This window comes from Brevundimonas sp. T2-11, from assembly GCF_055397675.1.
This window is the reverse complement of the sequence record NZ_AP027920.1, coordinates 1256615-1280009: the sequence shown is the minus strand read 5'-3', so window position 1 is coordinate 1280009 and position 23395 is coordinate 1256615. Positions and strand designations below refer to the sequence as shown.

General features: G+C 68.2%; 17 protein-coding genes. 2 read left to right on the top strand and 15 right to left on the bottom strand.

Going from position 1 to position 23395, the window contains the following annotated elements:
* Positions 1-8: 8 nt before the first annotated feature.
* The 3 genes from ACZ5XO_RS06425 to ACZ5XO_RS06415 form a co-directional block, all read right to left on the bottom strand.
* Positions 9-623: an energy transducer TonB family protein gene (locus ACZ5XO_RS06425; RefSeq protein WP_464164440.1), complete on the bottom strand. Its 615-nt coding sequence runs from the start codon at positions 621-623 to the stop codon at positions 9-11.
* 108 nt (positions 624-731) lie between these two features.
* Positions 732-1403 carry a secretin and TonB N-terminal domain-containing protein gene (locus ACZ5XO_RS06420; protein WP_464164439.1) on the bottom strand — a complete coding sequence of 224 codons (672 nt, stop codon included), beginning with the start codon at positions 1401-1403 and terminating at the stop codon, positions 732-734.
* Between the two features lie 188 nt (positions 1404-1591).
* Positions 1592-3826, bottom strand: a complete 2235-nt coding sequence (locus ACZ5XO_RS06415) for a TonB-dependent receptor (protein ID WP_464164438.1) — start codon at positions 3824-3826, stop codon at positions 1592-1594.
* Between the two features lie 197 nt (positions 3827-4023).
* On the opposite strand from ACZ5XO_RS06415, the gene ACZ5XO_RS06410 reads away from it, so the two are divergent.
* Positions 4024-5547 (top strand): carboxylesterase/lipase family protein, encoded by a 1524-nt coding sequence (locus ACZ5XO_RS06410; protein ID WP_464164437.1) that lies wholly within the window; start codon positions 4024-4026, stop codon positions 5545-5547.
* The gene (locus tag ACZ5XO_RS06405; protein WP_464164436.1) at positions 5544-6257 is read left to right on the top strand and encodes a TetR/AcrR family transcriptional regulator; all 714 of its coding nucleotides are present in this window, start codon (positions 5544-5546) and stop codon (positions 6255-6257) included. Before ACZ5XO_RS06410 ends, ACZ5XO_RS06405 begins: the two co-directional genes overlap by 4 nt.
* Before the next feature lie 13 nt (positions 6258-6270).
* On the opposite strand, the gene ACZ5XO_RS06400 is transcribed toward ACZ5XO_RS06405, so the two are convergent.
* From ACZ5XO_RS06400 to ACZ5XO_RS06345, 12 genes are all read right to left on the bottom strand, one after another.
* Positions 6271-7944: an alkaline phosphatase D family protein gene (locus ACZ5XO_RS06400; protein ID WP_464164435.1), complete on the bottom strand. Its 1674-nt coding sequence runs from the start codon at positions 7942-7944 to the stop codon at positions 6271-6273.
* Positions 7945-7955: 11 nt separating this feature from the next.
* Entirely contained in the window at positions 7956-10472 is a 2517-nt protein-coding gene (locus ACZ5XO_RS06395; RefSeq protein ID WP_464164434.1) for a TonB-dependent receptor, read from the bottom strand.
* Between the two features lie 225 nt (positions 10473-10697).
* The gene (locus ACZ5XO_RS06390) at positions 10698-11384 is read right to left on the bottom strand and encodes a response regulator (RefSeq protein ID WP_464164433.1); all 687 of its coding nucleotides are present in this window, start codon (positions 11382-11384) and stop codon (positions 10698-10700) included.
* Positions 11385-11394: 10 nt separating this feature from the next.
* Positions 11395-14064: a DUF4118 domain-containing protein gene (locus tag ACZ5XO_RS06385; RefSeq protein WP_464164432.1), complete on the bottom strand. Its 2670-nt coding sequence runs from the start codon at positions 14062-14064 to the stop codon at positions 11395-11397.
* Positions 14064-14654 (bottom strand): potassium-transporting ATPase subunit KdpC, encoded by a 591-nt coding sequence (kdpC, locus tag ACZ5XO_RS06380; protein ID WP_464164431.1) that lies wholly within the window; start codon positions 14652-14654, stop codon positions 14064-14066. Before kdpC ends, ACZ5XO_RS06385 begins: the two co-directional genes overlap by 1 nt.
* Positions 14654-15397, bottom strand: a complete 744-nt coding sequence (locus ACZ5XO_RS06375; protein ID WP_464164430.1) for a TorF family putative porin — start codon at positions 15395-15397, stop codon at positions 14654-14656. The genes kdpC and ACZ5XO_RS06375 overlap by 1 nt, the downstream gene beginning before the upstream one ends.
* A gap of 16 nt (positions 15398-15413) precedes the next feature.
* Positions 15414-17480, bottom strand: a complete 2067-nt coding sequence (kdpB, locus tag ACZ5XO_RS06370) for a potassium-transporting ATPase subunit KdpB (protein WP_464164429.1) — start codon at positions 17478-17480, stop codon at positions 15414-15416.
* A 12-nt stretch (positions 17481-17492) separates the two neighbouring features.
* Entirely contained in the window at positions 17493-19205 is a 1713-nt protein-coding gene (gene kdpA / locus ACZ5XO_RS06365; protein ID WP_464164428.1) for a potassium-transporting ATPase subunit KdpA, read from the bottom strand.
* Positions 19206-19221: 16 nt separating this feature from the next.
* Positions 19222-19308 (bottom strand): potassium-transporting ATPase subunit F, encoded by an 87-nt coding sequence (locus tag ACZ5XO_RS06360; RefSeq protein WP_366871977.1) that lies wholly within the window; start codon positions 19306-19308, stop codon positions 19222-19224.
* Between the two features lie 363 nt (positions 19309-19671).
* A complete protein-coding gene (gene guaA, locus ACZ5XO_RS06355) occupies positions 19672-21234 on the bottom strand; it encodes a glutamine-hydrolyzing GMP synthase (RefSeq protein WP_464164427.1) in 1563 nt (520 codons plus the stop codon).
* On the bottom strand, positions 21231-21965 hold the full coding sequence (locus tag ACZ5XO_RS06350) for a 5'-methylthioadenosine/S-adenosylhomocysteine nucleosidase (protein ID WP_464164426.1): 735 nt from the start codon (positions 21963-21965) through the stop codon (positions 21231-21233). The genes guaA and ACZ5XO_RS06350 overlap by 4 nt, the downstream gene beginning before the upstream one ends.
* A complete protein-coding gene (locus ACZ5XO_RS06345; protein ID WP_464164425.1) occupies positions 21962-23386 on the bottom strand; it encodes an RsmB/NOP family class I SAM-dependent RNA methyltransferase in 1425 nt (474 codons plus the stop codon). Before ACZ5XO_RS06345 ends, ACZ5XO_RS06350 begins: the two co-directional genes overlap by 4 nt.
* Between the last annotated feature and the right edge of the window lie 9 nt (positions 23387-23395).

Genomic DNA, 23395 nt, shown 5'->3' with positions numbered 1-23395 from the left:
CGACACCCTCACTCGCCGACCCGCACGCCGGCGCCCCGCGTCGAGGCGGCGTAGCGCAAGGGCACGATCAGATCGATCGCTCCCGGCAGGGTCGCGGGCAGGCCCGGCAGAGGCTCGGCGCGCTTCAGGGTCTGCAGAGCCGCATCATCCAGAGACACGACCCCCGAACTGGTCTCGATCCAGGCGTCCATGACGCGCCCGTCGCGCTGGACGATCAGACCGACCCGCACCACTCCGGTCGGACGCGGGCTGGTCAGCGAGGCGGGATAGGCATGAAACCGCGCCAGATGGCTTTCGACCCGTCGGTAATAGTCGGACACCGCGCCCGGGTCGGGCGCCGCCGCCGGCATGGCCGCCGCGCCTCCGCTCGCCGTCTGGACCGGCGCCGCCTTGGCCTCTCCGGCCATGGGCAAGGCCGGCGCTTCGGCGCTGGGGCTGGCGGTCTCGGCCGCATTCGATGAGGCTTCTGTGCGGTCGCTGTCGCCGACCTGTCGGCGAGCCGTGTCGATCAGTTCGACAGTGACCGCGTGCGGCTGGGCCTCGGGCGCCGCCACGCCCTGCGGAATGGCGGATGACGCCAGCAGAACCGCCGCCGCCCCGCCGTGCAGGGCCGCCGACGTCATCGCGCCAAGAAGCCAGTTTCGCGTCATGGATGGAGGCCGAGCCGTCAGAGCCGCTGGAACCCCGCCTCCCTAGACCGTCACCGGCGACAGAACGGTGACGCTGATATGTCAGTGACGCTGACGGACGCGAAACTCGATCCGCATGGGCTGCGGCAAGTCCTGAGGCGGAACCGGAAACAGCAATGTCGAGGCCAGGGCCAGGAAGTCCGCGTCGCGCGCCGCCTCGCCTGAACCCTTCAAGATTTCGACCCGGCGCGTCGCCCCGTCCTCCGCCACCCACAGCCGCACGCTCAGGACATAGTCGCCGCCTGACAGCACCGCGTCCTGACGCAAGGCCTCGATCGTCTGACGCTGCACCGCCTCGGCGTAGGCACGCGCCTCAGCGTTCGCGCCCACTCTTCCCACCACCGGCGCCGCCGTGGCCGTGATGGGATTCAGCGTCACGGCCGAGGTTGATCCCGCGTAGATCACCACCGCTCCCGCCGAGGTGAACCGCGCCGTCAGACCGGTGCCCGCCAGCATCAGCGCAAGCGCTTCTCGGGGCTGCATTTCGCCGGCGACCGGCGACGACAGGCGGCCGGCGGCCAATGAGCTGTCGTAAAGCATCTGGAGGCCCGTCGAGACGGAGAAGTCAGCCAGAGCCTGATCCAGAGGTTGGGCCGCGATTGCAAAGCGTTGCCCGTTCCGGCTCGCGGCGGACGCGGGCGCAAATGCGGCGGACAGCATCGCCGCCGACAGCAGGATTGTCAGGCCGCCTCTCGAACATGCGCCCCTAGACATGGCCGCTCCGCATTCACGTCCTGACCGCACGCCCCGTGACGCGCGTTCATCCCGCCAGATCCGACGGCGATCGCCATGATGTGCAACAGAGACATGGCGATCCTGTGAAAAAAGCGCCCGCTTCCTCCTCGGCCACGCAAAAAGCCCCGCAGCGACCTGCGGGGCTTTCATGACGACCGGACCGGCGCCTAGAACTGCGCCGTAACGCTCAACGTCACCGTCCTCGGCGCTCCGTAGAAGCCGATGACGGACTGCCCCGTAAGCGCATCGGGGAAGTTGTAGCCGCCAGCCCGATAACGTTCGTCCGCCAGATTGCGGCCCGCCAGACTGACACGATAGCGGGCGTCGGGGGCGGTCCACATCAGGGTCGCGTCATAGAGCCAGTAGGCGCCCTGATCGAGCAGGGGCAGAGCCTCCTCGAACATCTGCGTGGCCCCACGATAGGAAGCCATCGGCGTAAACATCACCGAACCGCGGTCCCCGAGATCGAGGCTGTAGGGCAGCGCGATGCTGGCGGTCCAGTCGGGCGTGTTCTGGAAGGCCCGCTTGTCGGCCATATTCTCCCTCAAGCCGGTGGCGCGGTTGAAGGTGACAAAGTCGTTGAACTTGGCGTCAAGGTAGCCGAGCGTCAGACGCGGAATGAAGCTGTCCGTCACGCGGGCGCTGGCTTCCAGTTCCCAGCCCCAGATTTCGCTGGATCCCGCATTATCGACAAAACTGACGACCGACGCGGGCGGAATGAAGATCTGCGAAGTGATCTGCTGGTCGGTATATTCCGATTTGAACAGGGCCGTCGCAAAATTGATCCGTCGGTCCAGGAGCGAGCCCTTCAGCCCGATCTCATAGGTATCGACCAGTTCCGGCTGATAGCCGTTGACGGTTTCCGGATAGAGGGCCGCGTCGCCGCGCATGTCGAATCCGCCCGACTTGAAACCTCGACCGTAGGAGGCGTAACCCGTCAGTTCCGGCGTGAACTTGTAGCTGGCGCTGATCCGCGGCGTGAACTCCGAATAGGTGTCCGAGTTGCTGTAGTCGGTCGAAGGCGGGCCTGCGGCGACGGCGCTGCTATTGCCGAAGAAGGGGCTCTTTATGCCCAGATAGTTCTGGCGCAACTGGTCAACGCTCTTCTTGTCCCGCGTCCAGCGGCCGCCGACCGACAGCGACAGCTGGTCCGTCAGGTCGTAGCTGAAGTCGGCGAAGACGGCGAAGCTCTCGGTGTCCACCTTGCCGCCGGTGAAGGTCGTCAGGCCAGGGTCGAAACCGGGCGGCACCAGCGGATAGAGGCCGATGACCGTGTCGAACGCGCCTTCGGCCGAAGCGTCCATGTAAAAGATGCCGGCCACGCCCTGCCAGCGTTCGCCCTCGAACAACAGCTGGAATTCCTGGGTGAACTGGCTGTCGGCGTAGTAGCCGGGGATATCGAGGATGGGCTGGGGCAGACCGTCGAAGTCGATCCCGTCCCCCTTGGTGTCGCCGTCGCGCCAGGCCGTGACCGATTTGAGCGTCACGGTGTCGTTGACGTTCCACTCGCCGGTAAAGGACAGGCCGCGCGTGCGGACATAACCTTCGTCGCCGATGCCCGCGCGGGTGTCATAAACGCTTTCGGTCGTCGGGCCGATCAGACGATAGCCGTGGCGGGCGTTGGATTCATCCTCGGTCATGTCGCCGGCCAGACGGAAGAAGAGGTTGTCGGTCGGGGTCCATTCGACACTCAGCCGTCCCGCTGTCACGTCCTTGTTGTAGTGCTCTGCGCCCGTGTTCAGGTTCGTGCCATAGCCGTCGCGGGTGTAGCGGGCGATGGCCCCGCCGATGCGCAAGCTGTCGGTCAGCGGGGTTGAACCCGAGGCGATCAGGTCAACCTGATTATAGCTGCCATAGGCGCCCTTCAACGTCAGCTCCGGGTCCTGCCCCAGGCGCTTGGTGACATACTTGATCGCGCCGCCGATGGTGTTGCGGCCATAGAGCGTGCCCTGCGGTCCGCGCAGGACTTCCAGTCGCTCGATATCGAAAATGTCCAGAACCGCCCCCTGGGGACGGGCGATATAGACATCATCGACATAGAGGCCGACGCCCGGTTCGAAGCCCCACAGCGGGTCCTGCTGGCCGACGCCGCGGATAAAGCTGGTCAAGGTGGAGTTGGTGCCGCGAGCGATCTGGACCGTCGCGTTCGGCGTCTGCTGCTGCAGGGTGGTGATGTCGGCGGCGCCGGTCTGCTCCAGGCGCTCGCTGCTGACGGCGGTGACGGCGACCGGCACGTCCTTCAGGCTTTCCTCGCGTCGGCGGGCGGTGACCACGATGTCGTCAACGCTTGAGGCCTGTTCGGTGTCCGTCGCCTGCTGGGCCAGGGTCGGCGCCGCGCAGAGCGAGGCCGTGATGAAGACGCTGGTCATCAGCGCCAGACGCAACTGTCCTGTCGTTCGCATTCTCGTTTCCTCTCCACGCGCGGTCGTTTGGTCGCCGCTGATCTGTGTTGGACAGACGGTGGTCCGCGAACGGCCTCGCTGTCAACATCATTCATTCTCGCATGAATGAAGTTTCACTCAACGGCTCGACAGCCGGGCGAGCGTTGTTCATTCTCGAATGAACGAGCGCGGCGAAGATCGCGCCTGGAGGAACAAAGATGGATCAGGTCAATCTGGCCGCGACCTCGCCTGTCGCGCACACCCCGTCCGGCGATTTGCGCGGTCGTCGCGAAGGCCCGGCCAATGTGTATCGCGGCGTGCCCTATGCCGCCGCCCCCACGGGCGACCTGCGCTGGAAGGCGCCGCATCCCTTCCCCGCCTGGGACGGCGTGCGCGAGGCGACGGCGTTCGGCCCTTCCGCCCCTCAGGCCGGCCCGGCCGACGTGGCCGACATCGTGTCCATCGGCGGCGCGCCTGAGCCGACGGACGAAGACTGTCTGACCCTCAACCTCTGGGCGCCCGCCGAGACCGCCACGCCCGCGCCGGTCATGGTCTGGCTGCACGGCGGTTCGAACCGGATGGGCGCCGGTTCCCTGCCCTTCTATGACGGCGCCGCCTTCGCCCGGGACGGCGTGGTTCTGGTCAGCGTCAACTATCGTCTGGGCCAGCTCGGCTTCTTCGCCCACCCGGCGCTGACAACCGAGGCCGGGCCCGGTGAACCGCTGGGCAATCAGGCCCTGCTGGATCAGATCGCGGCGCTGGCGTGGGTGCGCGATCACATCGGCGCCTTTGGCGGCGATCCCGCCAACGTCACCCTGTTCGGAGAATCCGCCGGAGGGCTCGACATCCTGGCCCTGATGACGGCGAAGCGAGCGCGCGGCCTGTTCCACAAGGCCGTGGTCCAGTCCGGCGGCGGCTGGCTGCCCGCCACGCCGCTGAAGACCGCCCAGGAACGCGGCGTCGCGGCGGCGACCGCGCTCGGCCTCACCAACCCTGACGCCGCCGCCCTGCGCGCCGTCACGCCCGCACAGCTGACGGCTGTCGAAGGCGCCTTCGGCCCGGTCATCGACGGCCACCTGCTGGATCGCGACCCGATCAGCGCCTTCGCGCGCGGCGACTTCGCCGACGTGCCGCTGATGATCGGGGTCAACAGCGGCGAGGATTCCCTGCTCAACTACGGCGGCGGGCTGGAACGGTTCGGCAAGCTGATCAAGCCCAACCCAGCCCTGGCCCGCCTCTATCCGCAGGCGAACGGCGACGAGGAACAGCTGATCCGCCACGGCTTCCGCGACTTCGCCTTCGCCGCGCCCGCGCGCTGGGTGGCCTCGCGCCCGCGTCGGTCGAAAGCCTGGCTCTACGCCTTTGACTATGTGGAAGAGGCCCGACGCGAGGCCATGCCGCGCGCCAACCACGCCGCCGAAATCTTCCACGTCTTCGAGACCCTGGATCACCGCCCCGACGGCGCTCCGCCCGCGACCGAGGCCGACCGCGCCGTCAGCGCCGCCATGCACGCGCGCTGGATCGACTTCGCCAGAACCGGCGCGCCGGGCGCCGGCTGGCCCGCCTACGCCCCCGCCGACGACGCCTGGATGGTGTTCAACGACACGCCCGGCGGAGAGGTGAAGCGCGGCTGGTGGAAGGCCGCCCTGGACCACCACGGCCGCAAGGGCGGGCTGCTGATCCTGCTGCTGCGCGCCCGGGATCGCCTGAGAACCCTGTTCTCGGCTAAAGTGACTCGATGACCGCCACTGACACCAAGCCGCGCCCGAAGGCGACGCCGAAAGCCAAGGCGGCGTCCAGGCCCCACCCCAAGCCCAAGGCCCAGCGCCGTGAGGAGACGACGACCCGCATCCTCGACGTGGCCGAGGCCCTGTTCGCCCGTGACGGCCTGCACGGCGTCACCCTGAAGGCGGTGGCCAAGGAGGCCGGCGTCGATACGGCCCTGCTGCACTATTATTTCGACGACAAGAACCGGCTGTTCTCGACCGTCTTCGGCCGCCGCGCCGAGGTGGTGAACCGTCTGCGCCTCGACAGCCTGGATCAGTACGAAGCCGAGCACGGCGACACCATGACGGTGCGCGGCGCCATCGACGCCTTCCTGCGCCCGCTGTTCGTCCTGTTCGACAACGGCGACAAGGCCTGGCTGAACTACGCCGCCCTGGTGGCCCAGGTGAACAACACCCCCGTCTGGGGCGGCGACACCATGCATCAGCATTTCGATCCCGTGATCGACCGCTTCATCAGCGTGCTGAGACGTATCGCGCCAGAGACGCCGCCACGTCAGATCTACTGGTTCTATCACCTGCTGTCGGGGTCTCTGACCCTGTCTCTGGCCCAGACCGGCCGTATCGACGTCCTGTCCGGCGGCCTGTGCAAGTCGTCGGAAATGGGCGCCATCTGCGACGCCATGGAGGCCGTCTTCACCGGCGGCTTCGAGGCTATCCGGCTATAGACGGCCCCAGATCTCAGGCGGTCGTTTCAGTCAGCTCGCCGTTGATCGCGACCCCATAGCGTTTCAGGATCGACAGGCTGAAGGGCTTGGCCAGGATGGTCGAAACCTGCATCAGCGCCGCCTCGGCCTTGTCGGCGGTCAGGGTCAGGACGATGAAGCCCTTGGCTGACTGGTCACAGAAGACGACCTCCTCATTGGCCTGCATCAGGGCCGCGCCCAGAGGAAAGCCGCCAATGGCGTCCCCGATCGAGGGGCTGGCGACGGCGCTGGTTCCGAACTCGACGGCGCGGCGCACGCCGCTGGCGTCCCTCAGTTCGTTGACCCAGAAGGCATGACTGTCGCCGGCCAGGACGATGGGCTGCACCCCCGCCTCGGCGAAGGCGCCGTAGAGACGTTCGCGTCCCGCCGGATAGCCGTCCCAGGCGTCGAGGTTGAACGGCAGCCCCATCTTGAACAGGAACAGCGCCTGCTCGAACTGCTCGCGGAAGGCCTCGGGCACCTGGGCCATAAGGCCCTCGATCTGTTCCGACGTCATGGTGCGCGACACGTCAGGCCCCGCCACACGCGCCGTCACGACCTGATTGCCCAGCACCTGCCACGGACGCCCCGCCGCCTTGGACGAGGCCAGTTCGCGCGTCAACCAGTCGCGCTGTTCCGGCCCCATCAGATCGCGCGACGGATCGTTCAACCGGGCGCGGAAAGCGTCGAGGTCCAGTACGGGCTCGCCGTCAGGACCATCCTTGGCGGTCAGGTCCTTGCCATAGTCCAACGGCTCGGTGCGGCCCGTCAGCCGCGTCTCGACCATCATCAGGCTGGCCAGGTCTCCGAAATGGAAGCTGCGATGGATCGCTTCCTTAAGCGCGCCGGGCGCGGCCTCGCGGATCGGCATCCACTCATAATAGGCCTTCAGCGCCGCCGCCTTGCGTACAGCGAAGTCGCCTTCGCTCTCCGGCTGGTGGTTCTCGGCCCCGTGCAGCCAGGCGTCGTTGGCCGTCTCATGGTCGTCCCAGACGCAGATAAAGGGCGCGCGCGCATGGGCCGCCTGCAGATCCACGTCCGTCTTGTACTGGGCGTGACGGGTCCGATAGTCGGCCAGGGTCACGATTTCATGGCGCGGCTCGGGCAGACGGTTCAACGCGGCGCCTGTGACCATGCCATAGGCGTCGGCCTCGGCCCCGTACTCGTAGATGTAGTCGCCCAGGTGGACCACGGCGTCCAGCGACGGCAGGGCCGCTATGGCCTCATAGGCGTTGAACAGGCCGCCGGGATAGAGTTGGCACGACACGACCGCCAGATTGACCGGGGTCACGCCCTCGACCGCCAGGGTGCGGGTGCGTCCGACCGGCGACCGGGTCTCGCCGACCGCGAAATCATAGCGATAGTCGCGGCCGGGACGCAGACCCCCAGCATCGATCTTGACCGTGTAGTCGCGCTCCGGCCCCGTCTCGAACCGGCCCGAAGCCGCTATGGCTTCGCCATCCAGCACGCGCCAGGCCACGGAGACCGGGCCGTTGAAACCCGCGCCCGGCGTGACGCGCGTCCACAGGATCACCCGATCTGTTCCGGGATCGCCCGAGGCGACGCCATGAGCAAAGGCGATCTCAGCCGCCTGCGCCGCAACCGGCGTCGCGCCGACGGCCGCCCCTGCCCCGAACAGCCCCAGCAGGCCGCGACGATTCATGGTCATGCGCCCGGCCCTCAGTAGCGAACGGTGAAGGCCACGCCGTAGCTGGCGGGGCGTCCGGCGATGAAGGTCGGCAGGCCGAGCGCATCGCCCGTATTGCCCGCGTCCTTGATGTATTCCTCGTCCAGCAGGTTCTCGCCGAAGGCCTCGACACCCCAGTTCCCTGAAGTCGGCGCATAGCGAACCCGCAGGTTCAGCAGACCATAGCTGTCCTGATATTCGTCCTGGATCGTGTCCGCGACGAAGTTCTGGGTCTGCAGAGCCGGGATATCGTTGTTGTCGTCGAAGAAGACCTTGGACTGCCAGGTGTAGCTGGGCTGGACTTCGATCATGCCGCCCGCGACCGGCAGACGCCAGACAGCCCCGATCGAGGCCATGTGATCCGGCGACAGCCGGAAACGGTTGCCGTCATACAGGCCCGCTTCGAAGCGCGAGTGGTTGTAGCCGTAGGTGCCGAACAGGTCGAAGTTCTCGGCGGCGGCCCAGAAAACCTGCCCCTCGAAGCCATAGGCGCTGGCCTCGCCCGCATTAGTGGTGATGAAGAGGGTGCCTTCCTGAACCGTGGTCTGGAAGTTGTCATAGGCGTAGTGGAAGACCGCGCCGTCCAGACGCAGGCGACCGTCCATCAGCGCCGCCTTGGCGCCCACCTCGAAGCTGTCGATCGTCTCGGCCTCGATCACATTGAAGCTCGGGGCGCCGAGCGGCGCGGCCGGACCGCTGACGCTCAGAACCTCGGGTCTGCGGCCCCGCGCATAGTTGGCGTAGAGGCTGGCATCGTCCGACAGGGCGTAACGGGCCGTCAGACGCCAGGTGAAGCCGTCATCTTCATGGTCGCCATAGACGAAGTCGCCGTTGTTGGCGGTCGGTTGCGCCGTCAGGCCGAACAGCGGCAGGACCGTCGCGGGCAGGTTGACGGCGTTGGGGTTGGCCAGTCCACCCAGCAGGGCCGGAACCTGGGCCGGCGGCACGGCGCCTTGCAGCACCGCCAGCAGCCCGCCCGCGATGGAACGGCCGTTGGCGACCGAACTGGCGTAGCCCGTGGCCTTGTCGTCGCGCGTGTAGCGGACCCCGCCGGCGAACTCGAGGCGGTCCGTGGCCTTGAAGGTCAGATCGGCGAACAGATCCCAGGAGGTCAGTTCGGCGCTGTTGATCGGGATCTCGATATGGGCCGACTTCAGGTTGCCCGCGATAGGCGCGGCCAGAGCCCCTGCCCCCATCGGCGTCAGCGTCGCCTGCAGGAACTGCGTCGCCACGGTCGGATAGGCCGAGATCGGCAGGGTGTTGTGGCCGACCGCCGTGGGCGAGCCGTCCAGCAGTCCGGCCAGTTGGGCCAGAGCGATGCGCTCGTCGAACTGGGTCGGGGTGCGCTGATAGCCTTCCTCGCGGAACCAGCCGGCGCCGGCGAAGCCAGACAGGCGCCCGCCGTTGTCCCAGTTCAGGCGGAACTCCTGGCTCCACTGCTCGCCATAGGCCTCTTCCGCCGCCGTCAGAAGCGGCAGCGACAGACCGTCGGCGTCAAAGGTCTCGTAGGAATCGAACTGGCGATAGGCGGTGGTCGAGTTCAGCGACAGCGACGGCGTCAGCGCCCACTTCACCAGCCCCGTCACGCCCCAGACCTTGCGGTCCAGACCCAGGCTCTTGCCCCCGTCGAAGGCGGCGCCCGGCGTCAACGCCGCGCCTTCCCAGGGCGCGCGACCGCCCAGTACGGCGCCCGTATTCGGATCGGCCGGATCATAGGCGATGGACTTGAACGAGGTGCCGGTGGCGTCATCGGTCTGGTAGTTGGCGATCAGATCGGCGCGCAGCCTATCGCTCGGCGTCCAGGCGCCGGCCAGACGGAAGGCCTGGGTCTCGATGCCGTTGTAGTCCTCGCCGCCCAGCAGGTTCTCGACCGAGCCGTCACGCGTCTTCATCCGCGTGGCCAGACGCAGGGCGGCGTTTTCGCCCACCGGAGCGTTCACGAAGCCCTCGACCGAGCGATAGCCGTAGTCTCCGACCTCGGCCCGCATTTCGGCGTCGAACTGGCCCGGTCGGGCGCGGTTCTGCACCAGGTTGACCGCTCCGATCAGGGCGCCGCGACCATAGAGGGTCGACTGCGGCCCCTTGGCCACCTCGACCCGCTCCAGATCGAACAGTTCGACATAGGAGCCGCGCGACTTGGAGATCGACACGCCGTCCTGGAACACCGAGGCGCGCGGCTCGGCCGTGGCCGCGCCCGAGTCCGAGGTGATGCCGCGCATGACAAAGCCCGGATTGTTCGGCGACTGGTTCTGCACCAGGAAGCCCGGCACGAAGGCCGACAGTTGCTCGAACTCCTGAACCCCCAGGTTCTCCAGGAACTGGCCGCTGTAGGCCGTCAGGGCGAAGGGCACCTCGACAGGGTCCTGGGCGCGAAGTTGAGCGGTGACGATGACGTCATCCACGGTCGAAACCTGCTCAGAGGCGCTCTGGGCGTGCGCCGCCCCGGCGGCCGTCAGACCCAGCATTGCCGCGCCTGTCAGCCAGAGCGCCTTGTTTCCCGTGAACTTCATCATTGCATCCCCTTGAAGGTTCGGGGAGGCGTAGTGGGCGTCGGTGTCGGCCCGGCGACGCCCGGACAAATCCAAGGTGAAGCTGCCGCTTCCCTTTTGCGAAGACTCGTCCGCCGACGAAGCATGACCGTATCGTCCGCCCGTCCAGGGCGACGACGAGGTGGCTCGGCAGACAGGGCCAGGCTTCATCGGCCGTTTCAAGGCACGCCGTTGATCCTTGGTCGATCAATCCGCCAGGCGATACCCCACGCCCGGTTCCGTCAGGATCAGGCGCGGTTGGGCGGGATCGCCCTCCAGCTTCTGGCGCAACTGACCCACAACAACGCGCAGATACTGGGTGTCCTCGGCGTGGGCCTTGCCCCAGACGGCGGTCAGCAGGTCGCGGTGGCCGACGACCTTGCCGGCGTTGCGCGCCAGATGGGCCAGGACGTCGTATTCCTTGGGCGTGACGCGCACGGCGGCGCCCGCACGGGTGATCAGGCGGCGTTCCAGGTCGATGACCACCTCGCCCGCCGTCAGCGGTCCCGCCGCCTCGGCGCGCGGCGCCTGACGCAGATTGGCGCGCAGGCGGGCCAGCAGTTCGCCGACGCCGAAGGGCTTTTCGACATAGTCGTCGGCGCCCAGGTCCAGCGCCGCGATCTTCTCGGCCTCCTTGTCGCGCGCCGACAGGATGATGATGGGGCCCGAGTAGAACTCACGCGCCCGCGCCAGCACGTCCTTGCCGTCCATATCGGGCAGGCCCAGGTCCAGCACCACGGCGTCGGGGCTCCACAGGGCGATGCCGCGCAGGCCCTCCTGCCCGCTGTCGGCGCGGCGCGGCTCATAGCCGGCGGCGTCCAGCGCCGGGGACAGGAAGCGGTGGATCTGCGGCTCGTCGTCGATGACGAGAATCTGGGGGCGGACGGCGGCCATGCGACGAATCCTAAAGCAGGCTCGGATGCGTGGCGACGGCCTTGGGCAGGCTGATCAGGATGCGGGTGCCTTTTCCGTCCTGAATGGGGCTGGCGGCGGCGATGCGGCCGTTCATGGCCTCGACGAAGCCCTTGGCGATGGCCAGCCCCAGACCAGCCCCCTTGGTGCGATCCGACGGCTCTTCCATGCGGCGGAACTTGTCGAAGACACGCTCCAACTCGGCGGTCGGGATGCCCTTGCCCTCGTCCTCGATGGAGATGACCACGGAGCCTCGGTCCTCATAGGCGGCCAGTTCGACGGTCGAGCCGTCGGGGCTGTAGGCGATGGCGTTCTCAAGGATGTTGACCAGCGCCTGCTCCAGCAGCCCCTGATCGACCATGACCAGGCTGAGTTGGGCCGGGAAGTCGCGGGTCATCGTCCGCTGCCCCAGACGCCGCGCCACCCGCCTGCCCGCCGCGTTCAGCACGTCGCGCACGTCGACCCAGTCGGCGCGAATGTTCAACCCGCCGCCCTCCAGCCGGGTCATGTCCAGCAGGTCGCCGACATAGCGGCTGAGGCGCTCTGCCTCCTCGCGGATCGACAGCAACAGGTCGGCGCGAACCGCCGGTTTCAGCTTGTCGCCCAGGTCGATCAGAGTGGTCGAAGCGCCCAGCACGGTGGACAGGGGCGTCCGCAGGTCATGGCTGACCGAGTTCATCAGCGCGCCGCGAAAACGGTCGGTGCGGCGCAGGGTCTCCGTCTCGACCGCTTGGCCGGCCAGGTCGGCGCGTTCGACCGCCACGGCGCCCTGATCCAGCAGGGCCAGGGCCAGCTTCTCTTCGTCTGACCCAGGCGGCAGGGCCGCCGCCTCGATCCCCGCCACGCCCGCCCGGTCGCGGACGCCCTGCAAGGGACGGAAGGTCCAGCGCGCCTGCGGCAGGGTGCCGGTGCCGTGGCCGGCGGGTTCGCCCTTCTCCCAGGCCCAGCGCGCGGCGGCCATGGCCTCGGCGCCCAGTTCCGGCTTGCCCGGCGCTCCGGCGGTCAGGCTCAGTTCCCCTTCGACCGGCAGCAGGACCACGGCCCCGGCTCCGGCCGCCGCCGCCGTCTGCTCGGCCAGAATTCGCGCGGCGGCCGCACGGTCGCCCACGCCAGTCAGCCTCTGGCTGGCGGCCAGCAGGGCCGAGACGGCCGAGGCGCGCCCTTGCGCCGCCTTCGCCTGCTCGCGCACCCGCCCCGCCAGAAAGCCCGTCGTCAGGGCCACGGCCCAGAAGACGATCAGGGTCAGGACGTCGGTGGGCGAGCCGATGGCGAAACTGTATTTCGGCTGCAGGAACAGGAAGTTGTAGGTCAGGAAGGCGACCGTCGCCGCGGCCAGCGCCGGACGCAAGCCATATAGCACCCCCGCCGCCAGCACCGCCGACAGATAGATGACGCCCAGATCGGCCCGCTCGAACGTCCGGTCCAGCGCCAGCGCCAGGCCGGTGGCGGCCACCACGAAGGCCGCCCCGACGGCATAGCCGCGCCAGCCTCCGGTCAGGCGCAGGCGCGGCTCGCGCAGCGTCTTCTCTTCCAGATCGGCGCCGTCGGTGATGACGTGGACGGCGACGCCGCGCGCCTGACGCAACAGCTCGGCGGCCAGCGACCGGCCCAGCCATTCCGACAGGCGACTGTCGCGTCCCTTGGCCAGCACGATCTGGGTGACATGGTTGTTGTGGGCGTGATCCATGACCGCGCGCACCAGGTCGTCGCCGGACAGAACTACGGTGCGCCCGCCCAGTTGCTCGGCCAGTTTCAGCGCATCAGACAGCTTGCCCGCCGAGCCGACGCCGTGGCGCGCGCTGGAGGGCCGGTCGACGTGGGCCACGGTCCAGGGCGCGTCCATCATCATGTCGGACAGCCGCCGCCCCGTGCGGACCAGGGGGGCGGCCATGGCGTCGCCCGCCACCAGCACGAGAATCCGCTCGCCCGCCGCCCACGGCCCGGCCGCCCCCTGTTCGCGCAGGCGGGCGGTCAACTGGTCGTCCACCGTCTGGGCCGCGCGGCGCAGGGCCAGCTCGCGCAGGGCCGTCAGGTTCTCGACCTTGAAGAAGTTGTCCGACGCCAGCCGCGCCGTCTCGGGCACATAGACCTTGCCCTCGGCCAGCCGCTTGCGCAGCTCCTCGGGGGTGATGTCCACCAATTCGATGTCATCGGCGCGCGACAGAGCGCTGTCGGGCACGCTCTCGCGCTGGCGCACGCCGGTGATGCGCAGCACCACGTCCGACAGGCTCTCCAGATGCTGGACGTTCAGCGTGGTCCAGACGTCGATCCCGGTTTCAAGAATCTCCTCCACGTCCTGCCAGCGCTTCGGATGGCGCGAGCCGGGGGCGTTGGAATGGGCGTATTCGTCGACCAGCAGCAGGTTCGGGCGGCGCGCGATGGCCGCATCGATGTCGAACTCCAGCAGGGTCCGTTCGCGATAGGCGATGGGGTTGCGGGCCATGACCTCCAGCCCGCGCAGCAGGCTCATGGTCTCCTTGCGGCCGTGCGTCTCGACCACGCCGACGATCACATCCTCGCCCTCGGCCTTTCGGCGGCGGGCGGCGCGCAGCATCTCATAGGTCTTGCCGACCCCGGGCGACATGCCCAGAAAAACCTTCAGCCGCCCACGCTTGCGCGGGGCGGCCGGGGTTTTGATCGTCGGGACGACAGACGGCGCCATCAGCCCTCCGAAGCGGGACGCGAGAAGCGGGCGTCCAGCGCCATATTGGTCAGCAGCACATTGACGCGCGGCTGGCCCAGCACCCCGAACGTTCGGCCCTCGACGTGCTGTTCAACCACCTCGCGCACCTGCGCCTCCCCTACCCCGCGCGCGCTGGCGATGCGGGCGATTTGCAGCTCAGCGTAGGCCGGAGAGATATGCGGGTCGAGGCCCGAAGCCGAGGTCGTCACGGCGTCGGCGGGGATAACCGCCGCCGTTCCGATATCAGCCCTGAGCGCATCGGCGTCCGTCTTCACCCGCGCGATCAGGTCCGAGTTCAGCGGACCGAGGTTGGAGCCCGACGAGGCGGCAGCATCATAGCCGTCGCCCGCCGCCGAGGGACGCGGATGCAGATAGCCCGGCTCGGCGAAGTTCTGACCGACCAGGGCCGAGCCGACGACCTTGCCGACCTTGTCCCGGACCAGGCTGCCGTCGGCCTGCTCCGAGAAGGCGGCCTGGGCCACGCCCGTCACCGCGAACGGATAAGCGACGCCCAGAACGCCGGTGAACAGGACGATCATCACGATCGCCGGACGGATGTGGTTCAGCATCAGAAGACCGCCTTCAAGCTGGCCACGGCGCGGCTGTCATAGGCGTCGCCGAAGCCGTGTTCGTCGGTGTCGAAATAGCGGACGTCCAGCGCCAGATGGTCGGTCATCTGCCAGGCCGCGCCCAGGTTCCAGGTGGTGTAGTCGAAATCGGACGACACCCACTGACGCCCCACCGCCGCCGAAATCGTCCACTTGTCGGCCGGGCTGATCGCGCCGTTAATCTCGGCGTAGGTCGCCTCGTCCTCGGAAGCGCCGAAGAAGTCAGGCGAGTAGTAGATCGCCGCCCCCAGGGTCGCCGGGCCGACGGCGCGCGAGGCTGCGGCCTTCAGCTCGACATAGTCGTAGTCGGCGCCGTCCGGCTGGCCCGCGTAGAAATAGCTGACCACGCCGAAGTCCCAGTTGAAGCCGCCGAACTCGGGCCGGACGCCGGCGTAGAGGTCGATCTCGGCGTCGGTGTCGCCGTCACCGGCGAAGGAGACGTTGCCGGCCCAGGCCCCGGCGTAGAACAGACCTTGCGTGACATCGACCCCGGCCGAGACGGCCGGATCGCTCTCGGTCTGGCTGACGCCGCGGAAGACATAGTCGCTGGCGACGGCGGCGTTGAAGGCGACGTCAGGTCCGGCTTTTTCCTGGGCCTCGGCCGGGCTGCTGCACAGGCCCAGGGCGATGATGGCGACCAGGCAGGCGCCGCCGAACAGGGCGTCGTTGGCGCCCGAAACCTTGGTGGAGTTGCGTTTACGCATGATGCTTTCCTTCCCCTCAGGCCAGGCCGAGGGCGGAGATGACGATGTCGATGAGCTTGATGCCGACGAAGGGCGCGGTCAGACCGCCCAGGCCGTAGATCAGCAGGTTGCGGCCCAGCAGCTTTCCGGCCCCCACAGCGCGATACTTCACCCCGCGCAGCGCCAGCGGGATCAGGGCGATGATGACCAGGGCGTTGAAGATGACCGCCGAGAGGATGGCGCTTTCCGGGCTGGACAGCTGCATCACGTTCAGCGCCGCCAGCGACGGCAGGCCGACCACGAACATGGCCGGGATGATGGCGAAGTATTTGGCCACGTCGTTGGCGATCGAGAAGGTGGTCAGGGCGCCGCGGGTGATCAGCAGTTGCTTGCCGACCTCGACGATCTCGATGACCTTGGTGGGGTCCGAGTCCAGATCGACCATGTTGCCGGCCTCGCGGGCGGCCTGGGCCCCGGTCTGCATGGCCACGCCGACATCGGCCTGAGCCAGGGCGGGCGCGTCGTTGGCCCCGTCGCCGCACATGGCGACCAGACGCCCCTTGGCCTGTTCGGCCTTGATCAGGCGCATCTTGTCCTCGGGCGTCGCTTCGGCCAGGAAATCGTCGACCCCGGCCTCCGACGCGATGGCCGCCGCCGTCACCGGGTTGTCGCCGGTGATCATGACGGTGCGCAGGCCCATGCGGCGCAGGTCGGCGAAGCGCGCCTTCACCCCCGGCTTGACCACGTCCTTCAGGTGGATGACGCCAACCAGTGCGTCGTTTTCGACCACAGCCAGGGGCGTGCCGCCCGAACGGGCGATGCGATCCACTGCGGCGCGGAACTCGGCCGGGGCGGCGCTTTCGGCCACGCCCAGCGCCTTGAGCACCGCGTCCACCGCCCCCTTGCGCCACGATCGGCCATCGGCTTCGAGGCCTGACTGGCGGGTCACAGCGGTGAAGGGGATGGTCTTGGCCCCTTCCGGCAGATCGCCCGTCACCCCGGCGTTGTGGCCCAGTTCGACGATGGAGCGGCCCTCCGGCGTCTCATCGGCCAGGGAGGCCATGACCGCCGCCCGCATCGCCGCCTCGGGACGCACGCCCGGCGCGGGGATGACCTCGGTCGCCATGCGGTTGCCGAAGGTGATGGTGCCGGTCTTGTCGAGCAGCAGGGTGTCGACGTCGCCTGCCGCCTCCACCGCGCGGCCCGAGGTGGCCAGAACATTCACCTTCAGCAACCGGTCCATGCCGGCGATGCCGACGGCGGACAGCAGGCCCCCGATCGTCGTGGGGATCAGGGTGATGAACAGGGCGCCCAGCACGATGGGATCCAGCTTGATCCCCGAATAGGCGCCGAGGCCCAGCAGAGACGCCACCGCGATCAGGAAGACCAGGGTCAGACCGGCCAGCAGCACCGACAAGGCCAGTTCGTTCGGCGTCTTGCGACGGTCCGCGCCCTCGACCATGGCGATCATACGGTCAAGGAAGGTCGAGCCAGGGGCCGAGGTGATGCGCACCTTGATCCAGTCCGACACCACGGTGGTGCCGCCGGTGACGGCCGAGCGGTCGCCGCCGCTTTCGCGGATGACGGGGGCGCTCTCGCCGGTGATGGCGGCCTCATTGACCGAGGCGACGCCCTCGACGATCTCGCCGTCCGAGGGAATGACGTCCCCGGCCTCGACCAGGACGATGGCGCCGATCTCCAGCTCATGCGCCGGGGTCGGAACAAGCGTGCCGGTCTTGGGGTCGACGATCAGCTTGGCCTTGGTGGTGACGCGGGCGGCGCGCAGGCTGTCGGCCGCCGCCTTGCCGCGCCCTTCGGCGATGCTTTCCGCGACGTTGGCGAACAGGACCGTGGCCCACAGCCACAGGGCCAACTGGATGGCGAAACCTGCCGCCTGCCCCGTCGCCACGGCGGCGACCGCAGAGACGGTGGCCAGAGCCGCGACGATCCAGGTGGCGAAGATCACCGGGTTTCTGAGCAGCCTGGTCGGGTTCAGCTTGACGACGGCGTCGCCGAGCGCCCGGCCGAGCATGGCCCCGGTCAGCCCGCCCGCGATGGGCGCAGAAGACCGGGAGCTCGACGGATCGAGCGTGACTTGAGTCATGGGATTATCCGATCAGAACCGGGCCACGACCTGAAGCATGTCGAAATGCTCCACGATCGGACCCAGGGAGAGTGCGGGGAAGAACTGCAGGCCGCCGAGGATCAGGATCACCCCGATCAGCAGGCCGATGAACAGCGGGCCATGGGTGGGCATTGCGCCGACCGAAGGCGCCAGACGAGGCTTGGCCACCAGCGCCCCGGCGACGGCCAGAACCGCGATGGCGGGCACGAACCGGCCCAGCAGCATGGCCAGACCCAGGGTGGTGTTCCACCAGGGGGCGTTGGCGGTCAGACCGGCGAAGGCCGAACCGTTGTTGCCGGTCGCCGAGGTGTAGGCGTAGAGGACCTCGGACAGGCCGTGCGGCCCCTTGTTCAGCAGTCCGGCCAGGGCTGCGGGCAGGACCGCCGCGACGGCCGAAAAGCCCAGCACCGACAGAGGCACGACCAGGACCGCCAGCATGGCGAACTGGATCTCGCGCGCCTCGATCTTCTTGCCCAGGTATTCGGGCGTGCGGCCGACCATCAGGCCCGCCACGAAGACCGCCAGCATGGCCATCAACACCATGACGGCGATGCCCGAACCGATCCCGCCGGGCAGGATCTCGCCCAGTTGCATCAGGAACATGGTCACAGCCCCGCCCAGCGGCATGTAGCTGGCGTGCATGGAGTTGACCGAGCCGTTGGAGGCGCCGGTCGTCTGGGCCGCCCAGGCGACGGAAGACGGCACGCCGAAGCGGACCTCCTTGCCTTCCATATTGCCGACAGACGTCTCGACCCCAGCGGCGACCAGGGCGGGCGCCGGCTGGCTTTCGATGACGTAGAGAGCCGAACCCGCCGCGCCGAGCAGGATGACCGCCGCCACCACCAGGGCGCGCACGTCCTTCTTGGCCAGGACGCTGCGGCCAAAGGCGAAGAAGGCCGCCCAGCCAAGCACGTTGATGCTGATCGCCGTGATCAGATTGGTCAGCGGCGTCGGGTTCTCCAGCGGATGGGCCGAGTTGACGTTGAACACGCCGCCGCCGTTGATGCCCAACTGCTTGATGGCCAGCTGGCTGGCGGTAGGGAACAGGCTGATCGTCTGCGATCCGCCCTCCAGCGTCGTCGCTTGAGCCGAGGCCGCCAGCGACTGCACCACGCCCAAACCAGCCAGAACCACCGACACGATGAAGGCGATGGGCAGCAGGACATAGAGGCTGGTGCGCGTCAGGTCGGCCCAGAAGTTGCCGACGCCCTCGCCGCGATCGGCCAGGAAAGCGCGCGCCAGCGCCGCCGCAATGGTCGCGCCGGTGGCCGCCGAGACGAAGTTCTGCACCGTCAGCCCGACCATCTGGCTGAAGGTCGAGACGGTGGTCTCGCCGCCATAGCTCTGCCAGTTGGTGTTGGTGACGAAGCTGACGGCGGTGTTGAAGGCCAGATGCGGGCTGAGACCGCCGAACCCCTGCGGATTCATCGGCAGCACGCCCTGCAGGCGCAACAGGCCATACAGCAGCAGGAAGCCCGCGAGGTTGAAGGCCAGCAGGGCGCCGGCGTAACCCAGCCAGCCCTGGCTGCGGCTCGGGTCCACCCCGGCGGCGCGATAGAAGAGGCCCTCGACCGGCTTCAGCACCGGGTCCAGCCAGATCCGCTCGCCGTTCCAGACGCGCGACATATAGACCCCGATCGGCCAGCCGAGCACGACGGCCAGACCCAGGGTCAGGGCGATTTCCGCCCATCCTTGAATATTCATGAGTTAGCGGCTCCGCTCAGAACCGCTCGGGGCGCAGCAGGGCCGCGACCATGTAGCCGGCGATGACGAGAGCGCCGGCGCCCCACAGGACGTTCAGCACCATCGTCACAACCTCTTCAACGCAACAGCGAGGGCGGCGAAGGACAGAAAGGCCCCGCCGCCGATCGCCAGAAAAATCACATCGGCCATGCCGACACCTCCAGCTCGACTGAGAGCCGGAAGAGACGCCCTAAGCGCGTAAGGGAGCCATGCGGAAAGCCGTCCGCACGCATAAGGCGCGCATAAGGACCATTCCCCACGCTGATCCACGAAGGCGACGGCGAACCCTGATCCACTAACGCAGCAGCGTCCGGCTCGGGCACAAAAAAGAGGCCCCTCGAATTCGAAGAGCCTCTCATTTGACTTAGAAATCAGCAACCTAGCTGAACAATTTTGAGGCAGCGCTCAAAAAGATCGCAAGCCTGAATTATTCCCACTCGATGGTGCCGGGGGGCTTGGACGTGACATCATAGACGACGCGGTTGACGCCGCGGACTTCGTTGATGATGCGCGTGGCGGTCTTGGCCAGGATGTCCCAGGGGAACTGGTAGAAGTCGGCGGTCATGCCGTCGGTCGAGGTGATGGCGCGCAGGGCTAGGACCTTTTCATAGGTCCGGGCGTCGCCCATGACGCCGACCGTCTTGACCGGCAGCAGGACGGCGAAGGCCTGCCAGATGTCGTCGTAGAGACCGGCCTTGCGGATTTCCTCCAGATAGATGGCGTCCGCGTCCTGCAGGGTGGCGACCGCTTCCGGCGTGATATCGCCGGGGATGCGGATGGCCAGGCCCGGCCCCGGGAAGGGGTGGCGTCCGACGAAGGCGTCGGTCAGGCCCAGTTCGCGCCCCAGGGCGCGGACCTCGTCCTTGAACAGTTCGCGCAGCGGCTCGACCAGCTTCAGCTTCATGAAGTCCGGCAGGCCGCCGACATTGTGGTGGCTCTTGATCACCGCCGAGGGACCGCCCGAGGCCGAGACGCTCTCGATCACGTCGGGATAGAGGGTGCCCTGGGCCAGGAACTCGGCGCCTTCGATCCTGGCGGCCTCGCGGTCGAAGATCTCGATGAAGACGCGGCCGATGGTCTTGCGCTTGGTCTCCGGGTCCGAAATCCCGGCCAGTTCGCCGAGGAATTCCTTCGACGCATCAACATGCACCAGCGGGATGTTGTAGTGCTCGCGGAACAGTTCCGTGACCTGCTTGGCCTCGTCCTTGCGCAGCAGGCCGGTGTCCACGAAGACGCAGGTCAGCTGATCGCCGATGGCCTCGTGGATCAGGACGGCGGCGACGGAGCTGTCCACCCCGCCCGACAGGCCGCAGACCACCTTGGCCGAGCCGACCTGTTCGCGGATCTTGGCGATCTGCTCGTCGCGATAGGCGGCCATGGTCCAGTCGCCGGTCAGACCGGCGATGCCATGGGTGAAGTTCTTCAGGATCACGGCGCCGCGCGGGGTGTGCATCACCTCCGGGTGGAACTGCACGCCGTAGATCTTCTTGTCCTCATTGGCGATGGCGGCGAAGGGCGCGCCTTCCGAGGTGGCGATGACGTGGAAGCCTTCGGGGATGGCGGTGACACGGTCGCCGTGGCTCATCCACACCGTCTCGCGGTGATCGACGGCGCCGATGCCAGCGAACAGCGGGCTTTCGCGGGTGATGACGATCTCGGCGCGGCCGAACTCGCGATGGTGGCCGCTCTCGACCTTGCCGCCCAGCTCGGCGCAGATGGTCTGCTCGCCGTAGCAGATGCCCAGGACCGGCACGCCCGCCTCGAACAGGGCGTGGTCAGCCTTGGGGCTGTCGGCGTCGGTCGTGGAGTTGGGGCCGCCCGACAGGATAATGGCCTTGGGCGACACCGCCTTCAGCGCCTCGCCGGCCTTGTTGAACGGGTGGATCTCGCAATAGACGCCGGCTTCGCGCAAGCGACGCGCGATCAACTGGGTCACCTGACTGCCGAAATCGACGATCAGGACGGCTTCATGCGTGTGGGGCGCGGTCATGAGGGCTCAGAATCCGAAGCAGGCGTTGATGGGGCAGGTTCTTGACGGGTGAAGACGTCGGGATCAAGTCTTGAGGCGGGCACATCGGCCAGCGCGGCCAGACCTTGCGTCGTCAGCACCTCGGACAGGCGATCCCAGGCCTCGGCCAGGTTGGCGTCGACCAGATGCAGGGTGGAGGTCCAGTCCTCCAGCTTGGTCAGTTCGCTCTTGCCGTCGCTGACCCCGCGCAGCGCCACCAGAGGCACGCCGAAGGTCTGGGCCACGCGCAGCAGGGCGAAGGTCTCCATGTCCACCATCTCGGCGTCGATGGCGTCATAGGCGGCGCCCGAGACGACATTGGCGCCGGTCGACAGGGTCGCGGTCGGGACGCCGGGGATGGGGCAAGGCAGAGGCAGGACGGCGGGCAGGTCCAGCAGCGGCGTCCTGCCCTTCTCGAAGCCCAAGGGGCTGGCGTCCATGTCGCGGTAGCTGACCGACGAGGCCTGATAGACCGCCGCGTGCTCCAGATCACGCGATCCGCACGAGCCCAGCGACACGATCAGGTCCGGCAGGGCGTCGTCCGCCTCCAGCCGCGTCAGGGCGGCGGTCAGGGCGATGGCCCCCTCGACCGGGCCGATGCCGGTCATCAGGGGCGTGATCCGCGCCTGCAAGGCCGCGCCGTATTCCGCCGGCGCCGCCATGACCGGCAGAACCGTCAGGCCGTAGATGTCCTCTGAGCGCCCGTCGCTCATGCCGTGCGCTCATAGACGGCGGCGAAGAAGCCGTCGGTGCCGGTCGAGGCCGGCGACAGGCGCAGGCGATGCCCCTCGGCCAGCGCGCCCAGACGCTCGCGCGCCGCATCGGTCAGGTTCGCCGCCTTCAGGGCCTCGGCCACCGGGACCGGGGCGAAGGCGGGGTTGTTTTCCTCAAAGGCGTCCGCCGTGGCCTCGTTCTCGCCGCGCAGCATGGAGCAGGTGACGAAGATCAGACGCCCGCCCGGCTTCACCAGCTCGGCGGCGCGGCCCAGGATCTGGACCTGCAGGGCGTGCAGGCGCTCGACCTCGGCGGACTTCAGACGCCAGGCGTCCTCGGGACGACGACGCCAGGTGCCCGAGCCGCTGCATGGGGCGTCCACCAGCACCACGTCGGCCTGACGCACCAGATCCTCGACCCCGCCGCCGTTCTGGCCCAGCAGGCGCAGGTCGGCGGTGACGCCGGCGCGGGCCAGACGCGGACGGATGTTGTCCAGACGCTTCTGCACCACGTCATAGGCGAACAGGCGGATGCCCATCTCGGCCGGCTTGGCCTTGGGCTTGGGCTGGACCACAGCCCCCTGCCCGTCCCCGCCGACCGGCGACCAGACGGCCACCGGGGCGGCAGGCGCCTCGGCTGCGGCGGCCCTGGCCGCGACCGGCTGACCCAGCATGGCCAGACCCAGGGTCTTGCCGCCGCCGCCGGCGCAATAGTCGACGACCGTCATGCCGGGCTGAACACCCGTCAGCCAGCAGGCGACCTGACTGCCTTCGTCCTGAATTTCGATATGGCCCTGTTTGAAGGCCTCCAGCGCCTGAACGTTCGGCGGCGGCTCGGCGGACAGGCGCAGGCCCGCCGCCGACCACGGCGTGCGTTGGGGCGACAGACCGGCCTCGATCAGTTCCGCCTCGACGCCCGCAACCGTGGTCTTGGCCAGGTTGACGCGCAGGTCGATCGGCGCGCGCGGCGCCATCAGTTCGTGGGCTTCCTCGGTCCAGCGGTCGCCGAAGGTCGTCTTGAAGTCCTCGACCACGAACTCGGGCAGGCCCGCGGCGACCCAGCCCGGCAGTTCGCCGGGCGTCACCACGATGCGGCCGCGCTCCTGCTTCGACAGCGGACGCGGGCCATAGCCCTCGCCCGAGTGCAGGGCCTCGATCTCGTCCAGCGGCAGGCCGTCGATCAGCGACAGCGAGCCGATGACCAGGGCCCGGCCGTCTTCACGCCCGCCCATGGCCCAGACCAGGCGTCCACGCGCCCGGATGACCTTGTAGACGCGGTCGGCGATGGCGCGACGATCCTTGGACCCCGCATAGCGGTTGGCCGCGCTCCAGGCCTTCAGCACCACCTCGGCCGGCTGGCGGCTGTGAGCGATACTGTCGAGGACGGAGGCGGCGGCGGCGAGGCGGGCTGCAGGGGTCAATCGGGTCTC

What these genes read in the sequence shown, in the direction of transcription:
- ACZ5XO_RS06405 (WP_464164436.1), top strand. Translation starts at nt 5,544, where the DNA reads ATGACCGCCACTGACACCAAGCCGCGCCCGAAGGCGACGCCGAAAGCC.
- ACZ5XO_RS06390 (WP_464164433.1), bottom strand. Translation starts at nt 11,384, where the DNA reads ATGGCCGCCGTCCGCCCCCAGATTCTCGTCATCGACGACGAGCCGCAG.
- ACZ5XO_RS06410 (WP_464164437.1), top strand. Translation starts at nt 4,024, where the DNA reads ATGGATCAGGTCAATCTGGCCGCGACCTCGCCTGTCGCGCACACCCCG.
- ACZ5XO_RS06375 (WP_464164430.1), bottom strand. Translation starts at nt 15,397, where the DNA reads ATGCGTAAACGCAACTCCACCAAGGTTTCGGGCGCCAACGACGCCCTG.
- ACZ5XO_RS06425 (WP_464164440.1), bottom strand. Translation starts at nt 623, where the DNA reads ATGACGTCGGCGGCCCTGCACGGCGGGGCGGCGGCGGTTCTGCTGGCG.
- ACZ5XO_RS06360 (WP_366871977.1), bottom strand. Translation starts at nt 19,308, where the DNA reads ATGGTGCTGAACGTCCTGTGGGGCGCCGGCGCTCTCGTCATCGCCGGC.
- ACZ5XO_RS06395 (WP_464164434.1), bottom strand. Translation starts at nt 10,472, where the DNA reads ATGAAGTTCACGGGAAACAAGGCGCTCTGGCTGACAGGCGCGGCAATG.
- kdpB (WP_464164429.1), bottom strand. Translation starts at nt 17,480, where the DNA reads ATGACTCAAGTCACGCTCGATCCGTCGAGCTCCCGGTCTTCTGCGCCC.
- guaA (WP_464164427.1), bottom strand. Translation starts at nt 21,234, where the DNA reads ATGACCGCGCCCCACACGCATGAAGCCGTCCTGATCGTCGATTTCGGC.
- kdpA (WP_464164428.1), bottom strand. Translation starts at nt 19,205, where the DNA reads ATGAATATTCAAGGATGGGCGGAAATCGCCCTGACCCTGGGTCTGGCC.
- ACZ5XO_RS06385 (WP_464164432.1), bottom strand. Translation starts at nt 14,064, where the DNA reads ATGGCGCCGTCTGTCGTCCCGACGATCAAAACCCCGGCCGCCCCGCGC.
- ACZ5XO_RS06400 (WP_464164435.1), bottom strand. Translation starts at nt 7,944, where the DNA reads ATGACCATGAATCGTCGCGGCCTGCTGGGGCTGTTCGGGGCAGGGGCG.
- ACZ5XO_RS06415 (WP_464164438.1), bottom strand. Translation starts at nt 3,826, where the DNA reads ATGCGAACGACAGGACAGTTGCGTCTGGCGCTGATGACCAGCGTCTTC.
- ACZ5XO_RS06420 (WP_464164439.1), bottom strand. Translation starts at nt 1,403, where the DNA reads ATGTCTAGGGGCGCATGTTCGAGAGGCGGCCTGACAATCCTGCTGTCG.
- kdpC (WP_464164431.1), bottom strand. Translation starts at nt 14,654, where the DNA reads ATGCTGAACCACATCCGTCCGGCGATCGTGATGATCGTCCTGTTCACC.
- ACZ5XO_RS06350 (WP_464164426.1), bottom strand. Translation starts at nt 21,965, where the DNA reads ATGAGCGACGGGCGCTCAGAGGACATCTACGGCCTGACGGTTCTGCCG.